Source organism: Mesorhizobium sp. M0028 (assembly GCF_040323855.1).
In the GTDB taxonomy this organism is placed as follows: Bacteria; Pseudomonadota; Alphaproteobacteria; order Rhizobiales; family Rhizobiaceae; genus Mesorhizobium.
Window position 1 is genome coordinate 226,201 of record NZ_JAMYVG010000007.1, and the last position, 16,868, is coordinate 243,068.

The 16,868-nt window shown below is 62.9% G+C and carries 13 protein-coding genes; 5 read left to right on the top strand and 8 right to left on the bottom strand.

Annotated elements, in window-relative coordinates:
• Positions 1 to 28 precede the first annotated feature (28 nt).
• Positions 29 to 1,318 (bottom strand): acetylornithine deacetylase/succinyl-diaminopimelate desuccinylase family protein, encoded by a 1,290-nt coding sequence (locus NKJ93_RS16465; RefSeq protein WP_352495967.1) that lies wholly within the window; start codon positions 1,316 to 1,318, stop codon positions 29 to 31.
• A gap of 222 nt (positions 1,319 to 1,540) precedes the next feature.
• Here NKJ93_RS16465 and NKJ93_RS16470 point away from each other — a divergent pair, with 222 nt between their 5' ends.
• Positions 1,541 to 1,969, top strand: coding sequence for a L,D-transpeptidase (locus NKJ93_RS16470; RefSeq protein ID WP_023719972.1), 429 nt, complete (start codon positions 1,541 to 1,543; stop codon positions 1,967 to 1,969).
• A 150-nt stretch (positions 1,970 to 2,119) separates the two neighbouring features.
• On the opposite strand, the gene NKJ93_RS16475 is transcribed toward NKJ93_RS16470, so the two are convergent.
• From NKJ93_RS16475 to NKJ93_RS16495, 5 genes are all read right to left on the bottom strand, one after another.
• Positions 2,120 to 3,112, bottom strand: coding sequence for a lipid A biosynthesis lauroyl acyltransferase (locus NKJ93_RS16475; RefSeq protein WP_352484195.1), 993 nt, complete (start codon positions 3,110 to 3,112; stop codon positions 2,120 to 2,122).
• A gap of 2 nt (positions 3,113 to 3,114) precedes the next feature.
• Positions 3,115 to 4,143, bottom strand: coding sequence for a zinc-binding dehydrogenase (locus NKJ93_RS16480; RefSeq protein WP_352484196.1), 1,029 nt, complete (start codon positions 4,141 to 4,143; stop codon positions 3,115 to 3,117).
• Between the two features lie 84 nt (positions 4,144 to 4,227).
• Entirely contained in the window at positions 4,228 to 5,499 is a 1,272-nt protein-coding gene (locus tag NKJ93_RS16485) for a beta-ketoacyl-ACP synthase (RefSeq protein ID WP_023719975.1), read from the bottom strand.
• A 74-nt stretch (positions 5,500 to 5,573) separates the two neighbouring features.
• The gene (locus NKJ93_RS16490; RefSeq protein ID WP_352495968.1) at positions 5,574 to 6,761 is read right to left on the bottom strand and encodes a beta-ketoacyl-ACP synthase; all 1,188 of its coding nucleotides are present in this window, start codon (positions 6,759 to 6,761) and stop codon (positions 5,574 to 5,576) included.
• Positions 6,762 to 6,799: 38 nt separating this feature from the next.
• Positions 6,800 to 7,084: an acyl carrier protein gene (locus tag NKJ93_RS16495; RefSeq protein WP_023719977.1), complete on the bottom strand. Its 285-nt coding sequence runs from the start codon at positions 7,082 to 7,084 to the stop codon at positions 6,800 to 6,802.
• Positions 7,085 to 7,795: 711 nt separating this feature from the next.
• On the opposite strand from NKJ93_RS16495, the gene NKJ93_RS16500 reads away from it, so the two are divergent.
• Positions 7,796 to 8,956 carry an epoxide hydrolase family protein gene (locus tag NKJ93_RS16500; RefSeq protein ID WP_352495987.1) on the top strand — a complete coding sequence of 387 codons (1,161 nt, stop codon included), beginning with the start codon at positions 7,796 to 7,798 and terminating at the stop codon, positions 8,954 to 8,956.
• A 199-nt stretch (positions 8,957 to 9,155) separates the two neighbouring features.
• Here NKJ93_RS16500 and NKJ93_RS16505 read toward each other — a convergent pair whose 3' ends face one another.
• Both NKJ93_RS16505 and NKJ93_RS16510 read right to left on the bottom strand, forming a co-directional pair.
• Entirely contained in the window at positions 9,156 to 9,704 is a 549-nt protein-coding gene (locus tag NKJ93_RS16505; protein ID WP_352495969.1) for a histidine phosphatase family protein, read from the bottom strand.
• Between the two features lie 105 nt (positions 9,705 to 9,809).
• Complete coding sequence (locus NKJ93_RS16510; RefSeq protein ID WP_352590190.1) at positions 9,810 to 12,821, bottom strand: caspase family protein; 3,012 nt, start codon at positions 12,819 to 12,821, stop codon at positions 9,810 to 9,812.
• Between the two features lie 149 nt (positions 12,822 to 12,970).
• Between NKJ93_RS16510 and NKJ93_RS16515 the strand changes: the two genes are divergently transcribed.
• The 3 genes from NKJ93_RS16515 to NKJ93_RS16525 all read left to right on the top strand — a co-directional run bounded on the left by NKJ93_RS16515 (position 12,971) and on the right by NKJ93_RS16525 (position 16,660).
• Positions 12,971 to 13,921 (top strand): AEC family transporter, encoded by a 951-nt coding sequence (locus NKJ93_RS16515; protein WP_352590222.1) that lies wholly within the window; start codon positions 12,971 to 12,973, stop codon positions 13,919 to 13,921.
• 170 nt (positions 13,922 to 14,091) lie between these two features.
• Positions 14,092 to 15,549 (top strand): NAD-dependent succinate-semialdehyde dehydrogenase, encoded by a 1,458-nt coding sequence (locus NKJ93_RS16520; protein WP_352590193.1) that lies wholly within the window; start codon positions 14,092 to 14,094, stop codon positions 15,547 to 15,549.
• An 85-nt stretch (positions 15,550 to 15,634) separates the two neighbouring features.
• The gene (locus NKJ93_RS16525) at positions 15,635 to 16,660 is read left to right on the top strand and encodes an aldose epimerase family protein (protein ID WP_352470329.1); all 1,026 of its coding nucleotides are present in this window, start codon (positions 15,635 to 15,637) and stop codon (positions 16,658 to 16,660) included.
• The last annotated feature ends 208 nt before the right edge of the window (positions 16,661 to 16,868 follow it).

Sequence of the window (16,868 nt, forward strand, 5' to 3'; positions counted from 1 at the left end):
GAGGAATGTTTTTCCGCCCATGGCCGGATCATTGCGGGCCGGCCCCCCTCAGCAGAACGCCGAGGCCGATTGCCATCACCTTTGCCGAGTCCAACATATCGGCAATGCCGACCCATTCGTCGGGTCGGTGGGCAAGGTCGAGAATGCCCGGCCCATAAGCGATGCAGTCATAGATGTGGCCGATGCGGGCGACGTGTTTCTGGTCGTAGGTGCCGGGCGAGATCACGTAATCCGGCTCGCGGTCGAATATCTCCATGATGCCTTGCGCGACCGCCTTCACCACCGGTGCGTCGCGCTCGGTCATCAGCGGCAGCACTTCCATCAGATCGCGGATTTCGTAATCGAATTTCTTGCGCTCGCGCTTCAGCCGCTCGAGGATATCGATCACTTCGCTTTTGACCGTGCCGAGATCCTCTTCGAGCAGGAAACGGCGGTCGATGGTCAGCCGGCAGGAATCAGGCACGTTGGGCGAGGGCAGGCCGGGCCGGAAATCCTCCGTCTGGCCGCCATGGATCGAGTTGATGTTCATGGTCGAGCGTTTTGCGCCTTCGGGCACGACCGGCATGCGCGTCATTTTGCGGTCGAGCGCCGGAAACAATTCGTCCTCGAAGGCCCGCAGCACGGCGCCCATATGGCGTACCGCATTGTCGCCGAGGAACGGCATCGAGCCGTGCGCGATCTCGCCTTTGGTCTCGATCTCCGCCCACCAGACGCCGCGATGGCCGAGGCAGATGCGGTCCTTGTTGAGCGGCTCGGGAATGATGACGTGGTCGACCTTCGGCCTGGAGAAATAGCCGAGCTTCGCCAGATGCGCGACGCCGCCAAAGCCGCCGGACTCCTCGTCGACCGTCCCCGAAATCTCGATGGCGCCGGGAAAATCGGGAAAGACCTCCATGAAGGCTTCAGCGGCGATGATCGAGGCGGCAAGCCCACCTTTCATGTCGCAAGCACCGCGGCCATAGACCTTGCCGTCCCTGACGATGCCGGCGAACGGATCGAGGCTCCAGCCGTCGCCGGGCTCGACCACGTCGATATGCGAATTGAAGTGCACGCAAGCACCCGGCGCGCGGCCATCGAAGCGGGCGACGACGTTGACGCGCGGATAACGGTCAGTGTCGCCGGGCGTGCCTTCGGCACGGATGAATTCGATCTCAAAACCGCGCTTCTTCAGCCGCGCGCCGATAAATTCGGCACACGGCTGATAGGCTTCGCCGGGCGGGTTGATGGTCGGAAAGCGGATCAGATCCGCGGCCAGCGCAACCAGATCATCGGCTCGGTCATCGATCGCCTTGAGGAGCCGTTCGTTCGGTTCGTTCATTCGGCGAATTGAGCAGCGGATGAGGCGGTTTTGCAAGCCCGATGGCGAATTGCGAGGCGATTGCGTGTCGTTACGGCAACTATTGCGGGAAATCGTTCAAATTCGCTGCTTTGGATTGGTGAAATCGTCAGGGAGTAGGTGTTAGCTCGCTGGCTTGCCATCAAAATGCTGGAGAACAGCGTGAGGGCAGGCAGGCAAGGGGCATCAAAGGGGTTTGATCGCATGAAAAACACTGTTCTCATGGCAGCAGCATTGGTAGCGATGCTGTTCGGTTCGTCGTTCGAGGGCCGGGCGGCCAGCCTGGTCGCGAACATTGATATTTCCTCACAGACGATGACGGTAAGATACGGGCTTTCGTATTACCGGTGGAGCGTTTCCACCGCCCGCAAAGGCTACATCACGCCGCGCGGCAGCTATCGTCCGCAGCGGACGGCCAGGATGTGGTATTCGCGCAAATACGATATGTCGCCGATGCCCTATTCGGTGTTCTTCCGCGGCGGCTATGCCATCCACGGCACCGGTGCCGTCCGGCAATTGGGGCGCCCGGCATCGCATGGCTGTGTGCGCCTCCACCCCAGCAACGCCGCGGCCTTCTATTCGATGGTGCGCAAAGCCGGCTTCGGCAACACGCGGATCCTGGTGACGAATTAGGCCTGTCACTGGGCCCGAAAATAAAAAACCCGCCGGAGCGGCAGGTTCGTCGGCGCCAAGTAGCACCATACCGAAGTTAGTAGCATAGCTGCCGGCACAAAGCAAGAACAAAATACGTCAGTAGCGGAAAATGTTTGCTATGATTTCCGCTCAGGCGGCTTTGTCGCGCAATTTCAACGGCCGCCGCTTTCTGCGCTTGCTGATCTCCCAGCGCTTGTGGAACCACATCCACTGGCCAGGGTCTTCGCGCACCCAGCGCTCGACCACATCGTTGAGAAGCTGAGTGGTGGCGGGGACGTCGACATTGCCGCCTGCGGTGCGCGGCAAGGTGAGCTTGTCCTCGATTTCGAGCCGGAAACGATTGTTCGGCAAGCGCACGCAGCGCGCCGGGTAGACATCGCAATCGTAATGCCGGGCCAGCGTGCCTAGTACGCGGTTGCTCTCGCAGGGGCGGCCGAAGAATGTCGTCTCGAGCCCGCCCGTGAATTTCTGGTCGACCAGCACGCCGATATTGCCGCCGTTCTCCAGGATAGCCGCAAGCGCGAACGAGGCGCCGGTCGAAGACGGCAGCAGCGATCCCATGCTCGAGCGGCGGGTCGAGAGGATGTAGTCGGCGAGGTAAGGGTTGTTGGGCGGGCGAAACAGCGCCGTGATGTTCATGCCGAAGGTGGCAGCAGCCACCGGCAGCAGCTCGAAATTGCCGAGATGCCCTGTGAAGACGATATGCGGCTTGTCCTCGCCGGCGATGCGCACGAAATGCTCCACGCCCTTGACCTCGACACGGCCCGGCTTCGTCGCAGCAGGATCGTAGTCGAACAAAGCATCGAGGAAGATATATTCGGCGGCGAGGCGAGCCATGTTGCCCCACATGTCGGAGGCGATCGCCTCGATCTCTGTATCGCTCTTTTCCGGATAGGCCTTGCGCAGATTGTCGATCGCAACCTTGTGGCGCTGCACCCAAGGGCCGATGTGGCGGGCGGCGCGGTCGGCGAAATTGAGCGCCCTGTCGGGCGGCAGCAGGCGCAGCGCGGAGATGATGATCATCGCGACCCGCGCGACCAGCCAGTAGTTGAACCGTCGAAGCCGCCGGCCATGGCGGAATCCCAGGTCCCGGCTGATCTTCCTGAAAGTCTTGCCGACCATTCTCAGCCGACGCGCAGGATGATCTTGCCGAACACGTCGCGGCCTTCCATGCGCTTCAGCGCGGCATCGATGCCGTCGAAGCCGACCTCGGTGTCGATCACCGGCGCGACAAGACCCGCCGCCATCTTCTGCATGGCGTCGGCCATGTTTTCCATGCGGCAGCCGAACGAGCCGAGCAGCTTCAGCTGCTGCTGGAACAACTGCATCAAATTGATTTGCGTCGACACACCGGAGGTCGAGCCGCAGGTGACCAGCCGTCCGCCGCGTTTCAGGCACAGCATCGAGGCGGCAAAGGTGTCGGCGCCGACATGCTCGAACACCACGTCGACGCCCTTCTTCTTCGTCAGCTTGCGCACGACGCCTTCGAAGCGGTCCTCGCGGTAATTGATGACGTGGTCGGCGCCGAGCGCCTTGGCCTTGTCGATCTTTTCGTTCGAGCCGACGGTGGTGATGACCGTGCAGCCCATCTTCTTGGCCAGCTGAATGGCGGCTGAGCCGATGCCGGAGCCGCCGGCATGGACGAGTATCGTCTCGCCGGGCTGCAGCCGGGCATTGTCGAACAGCATATGCTCGACCGTGCCGAAGGTAACCGGCGCCACCGCCGCGCCGATCTCGCTCACGCCGGGCGGCGCGGGGACCAGAAGGCGCGCCGGCAGGTTGATCTTTTCCTGCGCAAAGCCGTCGAGATGGAAGCCGTGCACGCCCGAAACATGCTCGCAGAGATTGTCGCGGCCTTCGCGGCAGGCGCGGCAAAGACCGCAGGTGCGGGCTCCATAGATCGACACCAATTGCCCGGGCACAAGGCTGGAAACGCCGGGGCCGACCGCCTCGACCTCGCCGGAAGCCTCGGCGCCGACGACCAGCGGCAGCTTGCGCTTGGCAAAAGCCATGCCGCGCCAGCCCCAGACGTCGATGTGGTTCAGCGCCACGGCCTTGATGCGCAGCGTCACCTCGCCGAGCGAAGGCGGCGGCGGTGGTGGCAGGTCCACCGTTTCAAGCCGGCGATCCTCGATAAGTTGCAATGCGCGCATGCCAGATCCCAGGTTGCGCATGACCCGAGAACCGTTTCGGAAAGGACCATGCGCACGACAACAGTGCTAGAGCGGAACGGTCGCTTAGACCGGTTCCCGCGCCATGACAAGGCAGGTGTTCTGGCCGCCGAAGCCGAAGGAGTTCGACAGGACCGTGCCGACCTCGGCGTTGCGCTTGGTGTTCGGCACCACGTCGAGCACGATCGCCGGGTCGGGATTGTCGTAGTTGATGGTCGGCGGAATGACGCTTTCGCGCATCGTCATCAGCGAAAATGCAGCCTCGACGGCACCGGCTGCCGATAGGGTATGGCCGATCATCGACTTGTTCGACGAGACCGGCATTGACGAGATACGCTCGCCGAACACCGTCGACAGCGACAAATGCTCCATCTTGTCGTTTTCGGGCGTCGAGGTGCCATGGGCGTTGACATAATCGATCCCGTCCTCGCTCAGGCCGGCATCGGCAAGGGCGGCGCGCACCGCCGCGATCGCCGGCGAACCGTCCGGCTTGGAGCGGGTGCGATGGAAGTCGTCGGCCTTTTCGCCGCAGCCGCGCAATATGCCGAGAATGGTGGCGCCGCGGGCAAGTGCTGCCTCCAGCGATTCCAGCACAAGGGCGCCCGAGCCTTCGGCCAGCACGAAGCCGTCGCGATCCTTGGAGAACGGCTTGGATGCCTTTTCGGGGATGTCGTTATGGGTGGAGAGCGCCGACAGAAGCGAGAAGCGGATCAGCGCCTCCGCGGTTGCCGATCCGTCGGCGCCGATCGACAGCGCCCGGTCGCATTCGCCGCGGCGGATCGCCTCGACGCCGAGCTGGATCGCCGTGGCGCCCGAGGCGCAGGCGGTCGACAGCGTGATCGGCAGGCCGCGCGTGCCGAAACGATCGGCAAGCCGGTCGGCGATCGAACCGAACTGGGTGGTCTCGAAAATGTCGAGTTCCCTCAGGCCGCGCGCCACCCGCAGGAGCCTCTCTGCACCGGTATCGTGCGTGTCGGAATTGTAGAGCGAAAAGCGCTCGCTCCAGTCGAGTTCGACCGGCGGCGAAGCGAGGAAAAGCGGTCCGCCGAAATCGCCGGCATCGAGGCCTGCCTCAGACATCGCTTCCTGGGCCGCGGTTTCGGCAAGCTCATAGGTGAGGAGACTGGCGCCCTTGGAACTCGACGGCAGGAAATCGACCATGCCGGAGATGCGGGTGTTGAGATGATCGACCGGGAAGCGGGTGATCGGATGGATGCCGGACTTGCCGGATGTCAGCGCCGCCCAATTATCGGCCTTGCCGACACCGAGCGAGGTCACCACGCCGATGCCGGTGACGGCGACGATCGGCCTGCCCATGTGGTCGTTCAGATTGGCCATTTGTTGTCCAAAAACCTGTTTCTCTTGGAGCATCGGATCGCCCGAAAACCGCGTCACGTTTTCGGTCCGATGCTCTAGGCGGCTTTGATCAGCGCCATGCCCTCGAATTGGTGATAGCCGATCGCCGTTGCAAGGACGGTCTTCGGGACGCCGGCAAACGGTTTTTCGACTGTGGCGTCGAAGACAGGGTAGGCGGCCTCGCGGTCGACAGCCAGGGCCGCCAGCGCGACGGCGAAGGGGAACTGCGCTTCCTTCATGTGGCCGGTGAGCGTCGAAAAGCCGCGTGCGGCGATCGCCGGATTGGCCTCGAGCGCCGATTTCTCGGCGGCGGTCGCGGCATGGGCGCCCGAAGCGCCGGAGATCGCCAGCAACTCGCCGTCCGGCAATGCGGCTTGCTTCAGCAGCATGGCGATCTCTCCATCGAGTTCGCCCCGCCGGCGCCTGGCGCGACCGGACAGGACCGGGCCAAGTTCCGCATAGATCTTCCGGCCACGGCTTGTCGCGTGCTCGCGCTGCTCCAGGACGAGAAACGCGCCGCCGGATCCGGTCACCACGCCGCCGCCCTCGGCACCTTGCCTCTGCCAGACCGGCCGCCACGGACCGCGATGCAGGTAGCCGGCCAGTTCATAGCCGAGCAGCATGTCGGAATGTTCGGTCTGGAAAGCGCCGCCGACCAGTATATGCGTCGACTGACCGGAACGGATGCGCGCGGCCGCGGTCTCGACGGCGGCGACGCCCGCACCTTCCTCGCCCATGAAGGTGCGCGACGACCCCGTCACCTTGTGGACAATCGAGATGTTGCCGGCGAGCAGGTTGGAAAGCTGTGCCAGAAACAGCGTCGGGCGCAATTCCGTGGTCAGCTTCTCGTTGAGCAGCACGTCGCGGTCATTGCGGCTTTCCGATGCCGCGAGAATGGCCGCGTCGACCGCTTCGTCGCGCTCGCCGCCGCCGGCGGCCACCACCATGTCCATGGTCGCGCAGAGTTCGTCATTGCCCTTGATGCCGGCATCATCGAGCGCAAGGCCGGCCGCATAGGTGCCGAGCCTCTGCCAGGTCTCCATCTGCCGCTGGTCGCCACGCTTGGAGATCTGCAGGTTCCAGTCGACCTCCGGCAGCGGGTGGACTGTATAGGGCGAGAAGCGCGAGGCCTCCAGAACCGGCTCAAGGCGCGGCTGGACGAGCTTTTGCCAATGCGCATCCGGACCCTCGCCCAGCGACGAGACTAGGCCGATGCCTGATATGACGACGTCGTGGGGGTTCATGGGCGGCTGTTCGGGTGAAGGCGCGTCAAGCGCTGTGCTTACGTGGCGTTCTTGGCGGCGACGAGCGCGTCGATCTTGGCGCACAGGTTCTTCATGACGAAATAGTCGTCGGTCGACGCCTTGCCGTCATTGACCTCCTGCGTCCACTTTTCCAGCGGCACCTTGATGCCGAATTCCTTGTCGATGGCAAAGACGATGTCGAGGAAGTCGAGGCTGTCGATGCCGAGATCGTCGATGGTGTGGCTTTCGGGCGTGATCGTCTCGATGTCGATCTCGCTGGTATCGGCGATGATCTTGGCGACTTTGTCGAACGTGGTGGACAAGGGCTTTTCCTTCGATTGCGGGCGGAATCTGTCCGCATGTGTTTTGGGCTGTCTAATCGGTTTTTCCGGGCAGGAAAAGGCCTGATGCGCCGGCGGCAACTGGGATTGCTGTTCTGGCAGAGCAATAGGGGTCGCTGGCAACCCCTCCCGGCGATATGCCGAAACCGTCCCATCTCTGGTCATTGCGTGTACCAATGTACCACGAAGATCTATGACCATAGAACGCGTGCAGACCGGGTGCGCCTGGAAAAACGATTGGTGAAGGTGCTCAAGGCCTTGGCTAAGCATGGCGACATGAGCATGGGTGGGCGGCTGGCGCACCGCATCCGCTATGTTCGCGTTACGCCGGATTCGCGTGTCGGATTGTCGAGGTGGCCTGCCGACCGACCACTAACGGAGGCACGGAGGCGTCGATTACCTATGCGTTCACTGCCTGAGCCCGGCAGGACCATCGTATCTGTCCGAACTGACGGAGGACGCGTTCGCGGACATGATCGAGGGATGGAAGCTCCATGTCGACGCTTGGCTGGTAGCGGTGAAAATCTGACGCCGGGTAACTTGAACGAATTGCCACCAACGGTGGAATGTTACCTTCGTCTCGTAGATGGGAACGAGCAAGTAGCGGACAAAGCGGTCGCTCAGTGAGTTTTCCTTCGTTCTGTGCCTTGATGGGACAATTCTTCGCCGCTGATCGGAGCAACACCCGTGGTCATGCATTCCTTCCACATCCACATCCCGGATGAACAGATCGAGTACCTCCAGCGTCGTATCCAAGCGACAAGATGGCCGTCGTCGATCTTCGCATACGGATGGGAGGACGGTACTGACGTTGATTTCCTCAGAAAGCTTTCACGTTACTGGGAATACGATTTCAGGTGGCGCGATCACGAAAAACGTCTGAACCTGTTGCCTCAGTTTAGGGTCACGATAGACGGGTGCGACATCCATTTCGTTCACCAGAAAGGAAAGGGGTCATCGCCCTTGCCGTTGATCCTCACTCATGGCTGGCCCGGCTCCTTCGCCGAGTTCGAGCATGTCATTCCGCTGCTCACGGAACCTGCCAAATACGGCGGGGATGCCGATGACGCCTTCGATGTCGTCGCACCGTCGCTTCCGGGTTTCGGCTTCTCGTCCCCGCCGCGTCAAGCCGGCGTTAGCTCAAAGCATGTCGCGAAGCTGTGGCGGGGGCTGATGCGCGAACTGGGATATGATCGCTTCGCCGCACAAGGTGGCGACATCGGCGCCGGCGTCTCGACCTGGCTCGCTCAGCTTTACCCGGAGGACCTTATCGGATTGCACCTGAATTACATTCCGGGCAGTTTCCGCCCGACCCTCGGTCGCGACGACCCACCTGTCACGCCGGAGGAGAAGGCATTCCTCGACAGTGCGGCGAATTTCGCCGCGACGGAGGGGGCCTACGCTTTTCTGCAGGGGACCAAGCCCCAGACGCTAGCCTTTGCACTGACAGATTCCCCAATCGGGCTAGCCGCATGGATTGCCGAGAAGTTCCGCAGTTGGAGCGACTGCGAAGGCGAACTCGAACGCGCCATCCCTCTAGACACGCTGCTTACCGACATCTCGCTCTACTGGTTCGGTAACACGATCGAGGCCTCGCTCCGGATTTACAAAGAGAACCGGCTCTGCCCCCTGATCTTCGGGCCAAGAGAGCGAATAATACCGCCCCTCGGCGTTGCAGTCTTCCCTCGAGAGCTTCCTATGCCACCTCGCTCCTGGGTCGAGCGAGTCTTCCGTGTCGAGCGCTGGACCGACATGCCGAAAGGAGGACATTTCGCGGCGATTGAGCAACCCGAACTCCTGGTCGAGGACATCCGGGCCTTTTTTCGGCCGCTGAGGCTCCGGCCGGCAAAGTAGAGGACGAAAACCTCGCCCGTTGTCAACGCTCGGAAGGCCTGATGAGACGTACCATCGCATTCGCTTTCGTTGAAAGCGCTCGTTGGTCCTGACTAAGGGTCGATGTCGACCTTGGACTCGATCAAGACCTCATCGCGGGTCGGAACCGGTATTCCGCTTAAGGTACTACTAGCGAACGCTTCAACCGGCTCCGGCGCAGTCAGAAAGTGACGCGGCCGAGTACTCGCAGGCCGTCGCCCTGCGGCTCGACGACCACCGCCTCGCCTTCACGCGGCGAGATCCCGGTCAATTCCTGGATGTTTTCGAGATGCGTGACCATGACCAGATTGTCGGAGCCGGAATAGCCGCGGATCTCGGCAAGGATCGCGGCAATCTGGTCGGCCTTTTCCTTTTCGTCGGTCTTCAGCAGGTCAAGCGGTGCGAACGGCTCCGGCTCGCTTTCGAAAGCGATGCGGGCGGTCTCGAGGCAGCGGCAATAGCGGCTGGACAGCACGCGCTCGACCGGTGCGGCGCGGGCGCCAAACAGCGCGCCGATCTTGCGCGCCTGTTGCTTGCCGCGCTCAGAGAGATTGACCTGGGTCGCGCATTTGCCGAGGTCGAAATTGGCCGCATCGGTGGTGCCGGTGACCATGGCATGGCGAAGCAGGACCACATGCCCGCCGTCGCGGAGCAGCGCCCAGCCGGCTTCCGTCGCATGGGCTGTGGCGGAAACGGCAAGCAACAGCAGCGCCAGCACAAATCGAAGCATCAGACATCCTTTCGGGTGACCGGCAGGCAGGTCCCCGGTGACCGGCATATAGGGACGGCAAAGCCGGCTGAAAGACAAGCCGAGTGCAACCTGCGGCCGAGACGCCTATTTCTTCGCTATCTGCTTCTTCACCAGATCGATCTTGCGGTCGGTCAGCGGGATGGGGAGTGTGTAGCCGGCTTCGGTAAAGCCTTGCTTGGCGTTCTCGAAGAATTCGATCGCCTTTTGGTATTCGGCATTGCCGCCGCCATAGCTGCCGCGGTTCCAGTGGACGTCGCCGAGATTGTTCTGCTCGAAGGCCCATTGCATCGGCTGGCCTTCGCGGGTGAAGACCTTGAGCGTCGCCTCGAAGGCGGCTTCGGCGTCGTCCAGATATCTGCCGGTCCGTTCGAGATTGCCGAGATTGATCAGGCTCATGCCGATGCCGTTCTGCGCGTTTGCCCAATCGACGGGCGAGGTTTCGAAGGTCAGCACCTCCAGCGCCGCTCGGCGCGCGGCGATCGAAGCGACCAGTTTGCTGGTGTCGGCCTCGCTCATGCTCAGCCATTGCAGCGCCGAGCCGAGGCCGGCCTGCGCCAGCGCCCATTGCCGCGGCGTCGTCTCGCGCTTGTATTCGCGCAGTGCATCGCGATAGGCCTCGATCGCCGCCTCGTAGTGCACCGGCTTGTCGGTCACGCCGCCGAGCAGTTGCAGCGTGTTGCCGAGATTGTAGTGGGTCATCGCCCAGTCGAGCGGAAACTCCTTCTTGGTATAGACGCGCCGTGCCGCCCGGTATGCAGCAGCCGATTGCCCAAGCCTGGCAGGATCGCGCGTGCGCTGGCCGAGCGTCTGGTAGATCGAGCCGAGATTGTTCTCCGCCGAAGCCCAATCCGTTGGAAAACGTTGGCGGGTGAATATGGTCAGCGCGTCGCCATAGGCAGCAGCCGCCTCTTCGAGCAGGCCGGTTCCGAGATCGAAACGGGCAGCACTGCTCAGCGCGTTACCCAGATTGAGACGGCTGCTTGCCCAGGAGAGCGGGAAGGTGTCGCGTGTGCGGATTTCGAGCGCGGCGCGGAATGCCGCGGCTGCCTCGTCGATTTTTGCCTTGTCGTTGCGTTGCGTGCCGAGAGACACCAGCGTGTTGCCGAGATTGTTCTGGACCATCGCCCACTGAACGGGCGCCTTTTCGCGCGTGTATTCTTCAAGCGCCAGCCGGTAGGCGGCCTCGGCCTCGGTCAGGCGCGCGCCGCCCGGTTCGCGTTCCGAAAGCGCGTAAAGCGCAAGGCCAAGGTTGCTTTGCGAGGCGGCCCAGTCCAGCGGGACTTTGCCGCGCGGCCGCTTCTCCAGCGTGGCGCGCATCGCCACCACTGCCTCGTTCAGGCGTTTCGGGTCGCTCTCGCGTTCGCCGATCTTCAACAGCACATTGGCCAGGTTATTCTGGGCGGCCGCCCAGTTGAGATCATCCTTCTCGCGCTCGAACACGGCAAGCGAATCGCGAAAGATTTTCGCGGCCTCTTCCAGCCGGTCGATTTGGCGCTCGCGCTCGCCGATCGTCTGCAGCACCACCGCCATGTTGTTGCGGGTGATCGCCCAGTCGCGGTTCTGCTCGCCATTGGGGATGAAATTCAGGATGACGCGGTAGGCGTCGATGGCGCGCTGCAGCGCTTGCCTGTCGCCGGTGGCATTGCCATGGGCATTCAGCGCTTCCGCCTCCTGGTTCTTGTAGTTCCAGCGCAGTCTGTCGTCCCATTTCTCGACCAGCGAGAAGGCCTTGCCGTAATCGTTGGCGGCCGACAGATAGTCGAAGACCAGCGCCGAAGCGTCGGCGCGCCTGGTATAAATCGCCGCGTCGGCAAGACGTTTTTGCCTGACCAATTCCTCCGCCTGGTCGACGGCGCCGCTGGCCTGCTCGACCCGGCCCACCGCTTGGTCGAGGAAGTTGCGCGCGGTGACGATGGCGCCCTGGCCTATGGCCTTGTCGGCCGAGGCGACGAGGCGGCTTATCTCGGGGTCGTCGGTGCGCAGCGCGTCGCGCTCGGAAATCATCTTCTTCAGGCGCTCGGCCTGGGCGTCGAGCAGCTTTTGCAGGTCGGTGGGGTCTTCGGGCATCTTTTCGGTGCCGAGCGCCTTCAGCACGCCATAAAGCGCGTCGAGCGGCACGCCGTCCTGCAGCGAGGCCAGTTCCACCTGTGCCCGCTTGGGGTCCGGCAACTCGGCAATCGTCAGCAGCAATTGCCGCCGCTCGCCGGTGATCAGCCCGTCGTCGCCGGTCGGTTCCTGCGGTGCTACGCCGAAATAGAGCAGCCGGCGCAGGCTTTCATTGACCCATGGCCGCTGCTTTGCCTTGGTGTCGAGATAGACCTCCTCGGTCACCATGCGCATGACCGAGCCGAACTCCGTGCCCTTCATCGCCGCGAGATGGCGCAGAAGTGCCGCTGCGTAGGGGCTGTTTTCGCCGACGATACCGTCGAGTGCCGGCCGCCCCGGCTCGGCGGCAAAGCCGATCACCGTTCCCAGATTTTCCGTCGCGGTCGCGTCCGCCAGTGCCTTGGCGCCGCGCACCGGCTCCAGTCCGCCGGCGCCGATCGGCGAGGCCGAGGCCGTGGGCGTCCGGCGCAGCACCGCGTCCGCCGGAAACGGGTTGGTGCGGCAGGCATCGAGCAGCATGATCGTTACCGGCACGGTCGTCTTCAATTCGTCCATGACGGCGGAGATCGGCACCAGGGCCTGATCGGCGTCCTTCAATGAAGAAACGTCGGCGTCGACCGGCACCAGATAGTTTTCGCCGCCGGCCTCGATGCCGTGGCCGGAATAGTAGATCAAGGCGACGTCGGCGTCCTCGGCATCCTCGGCGAAACGCTCGAGATCACGCTTCAGCTTTGCCGCGTCGCGGTCGGTGACGCTGCGCGCGTCGAAGCCGAGATCGGTCAGCAACTTGGCGATGTCGCGGGCGTCGTTGGCGGGGTTGGGAAGAGCCGTTATGTGCCGGTATTTCGACTGGCCGACGATCAGCGCCACGCCCTTGAGGCTTGCTGGCTCCGCGGCATGAGTCGAGGTCACCACGAGACAGAGCAGGGCGGCGACGAAAGCCGTCAGCCACGCCTGCTTGAAGAAGTGCTGATTTCCGACAAGGCCCATTCGCCGCGTGTCCCCCGACAACCCTGTATAGCGCTGCCATCCAACCATGAGCAAATTCGGGCAAGATCCGAGCGGCCGGATTGTTGGCTGGTACATTCGCGAGGGAAGGGCGATTGCGCCGCGATCAGGGCTCGCCTATCACGGCAAAAATGTCTCCGCTTACCGAAACCGTCCTCTTCGTCTTCAGTCTCGTCGGGCTCGGCTATCTTGCCGGGTTGACCGGCTATTTGAAGCCGGCGAGCGGCGAGGGCGTATCCGAATTCGCCATCAACGTGGCAATGCCGCTTTTGCTGTTCCAGACCATGATAAAGGCGGATTTCCACGGCGTGGCGCCGTGGTCGCTGTGGGGCGCCTATTTCGCAGCGGTGGCGCTTACCTGGGCTGCCGGCCATCTGGTCATTACGCGCATCTTCGGACGAGACGCACGCGCCGGCGTCGTCGGCGGCGTGTCGTCGTCCTATTCCAATGTCGTCCTGCTCGGTGCTCCCTTCATCATCGGCGTGTTCGGCCCGGCCGGGTTCGAAGTGCTGTCGCTGCTGGTTTCCATTCACCTGCCGGTGATGATGATGGCCTCGATCATCCTGTTCGAAATGTTCGGCCGCGGCGGCAGCGAGCCTGTGCATCCGCTCCGCGTCATCACGAGCTTTCTCAGGAGGGTATTCATCAACCCGCTGATCATCGGCATACTGGCCGGGCTCGCGTGGCGCTTCACCGGTGCGCCGCTGCCGGTGCTTGCGACGCGGCTGAGCGACGCGCTGGCCGGCACGGCCGCCCCGGTGGCGCTGTTCGCCATGGGGCTAAGCCTGCGCCGTTTCGGCATTTCCGGCAATGTCCGGCCGGCGCTGGCGCTGTCGGCGCTGAAACTGTTTCTGATGCCGGCGCTGGTTCTTGGCCTGGTCTGGCTGATCGGCCTGCCGCCATTGACCGCAAAGGTGGCGGTGGTGGTGGCGGCGCTGCCGTCCGGCATCAACTCCTATCTCATCGCCGTGCAGTTCAACACCGGCCAGGCGCTGGCATCGAACCAGATGACCATCGCCACCGCCAGCGCGGTGGTCACCACGGCCTTTTGGCTGGCCGTGGTTGTCCATGTTTTTGGATAAGAGCCCGGCGAGATCGCTCTCGCTTTGGCTGGCCCAAACCCTATATGCCATCTTGTGATTGCTTGCGGGGCTTGCCCTGGGCTAAGAGCAGTGGCTCTAGCGATGCTATCGCGCACGTCCATTCACGAAATCAGCGACCGGCCCGCCAGGTGCCGAACGGAGGCGAGATCATGCTTCAGAAAACCAGCCATTTCATGCGGCAGGCCAATCTCATCAATGGCGAATGGGTGCAGGCCGATTCGGGCCAGACGGTCGACGTCAACAATCCTGCCACCGGCCTCAAGATCGGCACCGTGCCGAAGTCGGGCAAGGCCGAGACCCGCCGCGCCATCGAAGCCGCCGACGCTGCCTTCAAGACATGGCGCAAGACCACCGCGCTCGAACGCTCGAAGCTGTTGCGCAAGCTGCATGACGCGATGATGGACAATCAGGACGTGCTGGCCGAACTGCTGACCATCGAGCAGGGCAAGTCGCTGTTCGAATCGAAGGGCGAGATCGGCTCGGCCGCGTCCTACATATTGTGGTTCGCCGAAGAGGGCCGCCGCACCTATGGCGACGTCGTGCCGTCGCCCTGGGCGGACCGCCGCATTCTGGTGACCAAGGAGCCGGTCGGCGTCATCGCCGCCATCACGCCATGGAATTTTCCATCCTCGATGCTGGCCCGCAAGCTCGGTCCGGCGCTTGCCGCCGGCTGTACCGCCGTGGTCAAGCCGGCGTCGCAGACGCCTTATTCCGGGCTTGCCTGGGGCGCGCTTGCCGAGGAAGTCGGCTTCCCCAAAGGCGTGATCAATATCCTGACCGGCGCCGCCGGCGAGATCGGCGACGAGATCTGTGCCAATCCGCTGGTCAAGAAGATCACCTTCACCGGCTCGACCGAGGTCGGCAAGATCCTGATCCAGAAGTCGTCGGTGACCGTCAAGAAAGTGTCGATGGAGCTCGGCGGCAATGCGCCGTTCATCGTCTTCGACGACGCCGATCTCGAGCGGGCCGTCGCTGGCGCCATCACCGCCAAATACCGCAATTCCGGCCAGACCTGCGTCTGCACCAACCGCTTCCTGGTGCAGGCCGGCATCTATGACGAGTTCGTCGAAAAGCTGGCTGCTGCGAGCAACGGGCTGAAGGTCGGTTCCGGCCTCGAAGACGGTATCCAGCAGGGACCGCTGATCGATGAGAAGGCGGTGGAGAAGGTCGAGGAGCTGATTGCCGACGCTACTGCCAAAGGCGGCAAGGTCGTCGCCGGCGGCAAGCGCCACGCGCTTGGCGGCTCGTTCTTCCAGCCGACGGTGATCGCTAACGCGACGCCGAAGATGCGCTTCATGAAGGAAGAAATCTTTGGCCCGGTAGCGCCGGTGTTCAAGTTCGAGACCGAGGAAGAGGCCGTGGCACTCGCCAACGACACCGAGTTCGGCCTGGCCTGCTACTTCTACACCGGCGATCTCGGCCGCGCCTTCCGGGTCATGGAAGGGTTGAAATACGGCATGGTCGGGGTCAATGAAGGGCTCATCACCACGCCTGAGGCGCCGTTCGGCGGCGTCAAGGAATCGGGCCTCGGCAAGGAAGGCGGCCATCAGGGCATCGAGGATTATCTCGACACCAAATATGTCTGCATCGGCGGACTTGGTCTCTAGAAGCCTCATACGGTAATACCGAAAACGATCCTGGGCCGCTTCGGAAAGGCCAGGCTGGCGTCGATCGAGCAACGAACTTGCGAGCATGGCGATGAAGGACGGCGAGGTTTTCGGCACGACGCAGGCGGGCGAGGAAGTCCGCCGTTTCACCATTCGTGGCGGCGGCCTTACCGCCAACATCATCGGCCTGGGTGCGATCATTCAGGATCTGCACCTGGCCGGGCACGAGGCGCCATTGGTGCTCGGCTATGATCGTTTCGAGCACTATGAGACGGATACCGCCTTCTTCGGCACTGTCGTCGGGCGCTATGCCAACCGTATCCGCGACGGCCGCTTCACGCTTGCCGGCAAACGCTACCAGACCGAGCGCAATTTCCTCGAAAAGCACACGCTGCATGGCGGTTCGCAAGGTTTTTCGCGCCGGGCCTGGGCGGTTTCGCTGCATGGCAGGGATTTTGTCACGCTGACCCTGCACGACCCGGACGGCATGATGGGCTTTCCCGGCGCGCTCGACGTGACCTGCACCTACCGGCTCAAGATCCCCGGTACGCTCAGCGTCGAACTGACCGCCACCTGCGAGGAGCCGACGCTCTGCAACCTCACCCAGCATTCCTATTTCAACCTGGATGACGGCGGCGCCGGCGACATTCTCGACCACCGGCTGATGCTGAATGCCGGCGCCTATCTTCCTGTCGACGCCGATTTGATTCCGACAGGCACGGTCAAGCCGGTCGACGGCACACCTTTCGACTTTCGCCAGGCGCGGCCGCTGCGCATGGAGACCGAGGGCGAGCAACTCCCCTACGACCAGAATTTCTGCCTCGCCTCGACGCGCGGGCCGCTGAAGCAGGCATCATGGGCGCAAGGCGCGAATTCCGGCGTCGAGATGGAGCTCTGGACCACCGAGCCAGGTGTCCAGCTCTATACCGGCCAGTATCTGGCGCCGTCCTCGCCTGGACTGGGCGGACGCCAGTACAAGGCGTTTTCAGGCTTCTGCCTGGAACCGCAAATCTGGCCGGATGCGCCCAACCGGCCGTATTTCCCGCAAGCCACTCTGTGGCCCGGGCAGATCTACCATCACGTGACCGAATACCGGTTCAGGCTGCCTTAGGGTGTGACCCCCGGAAACCGGCATGGTTTTGCTGCGCTGACCTCCGGTTCGGAAAGGATCATGCAAAATTCAAAGTGTTATAGCGTCCTTTGCGCGTCCAATGACGCGCGGCGCTCTGGAGTCAAAACGCAATCACTCTGAACGACCGACTTCGAACCCTCTCGGACCTTTGACGCCGAGAGCCCTGACGACGCAAGTTGACCCTGAG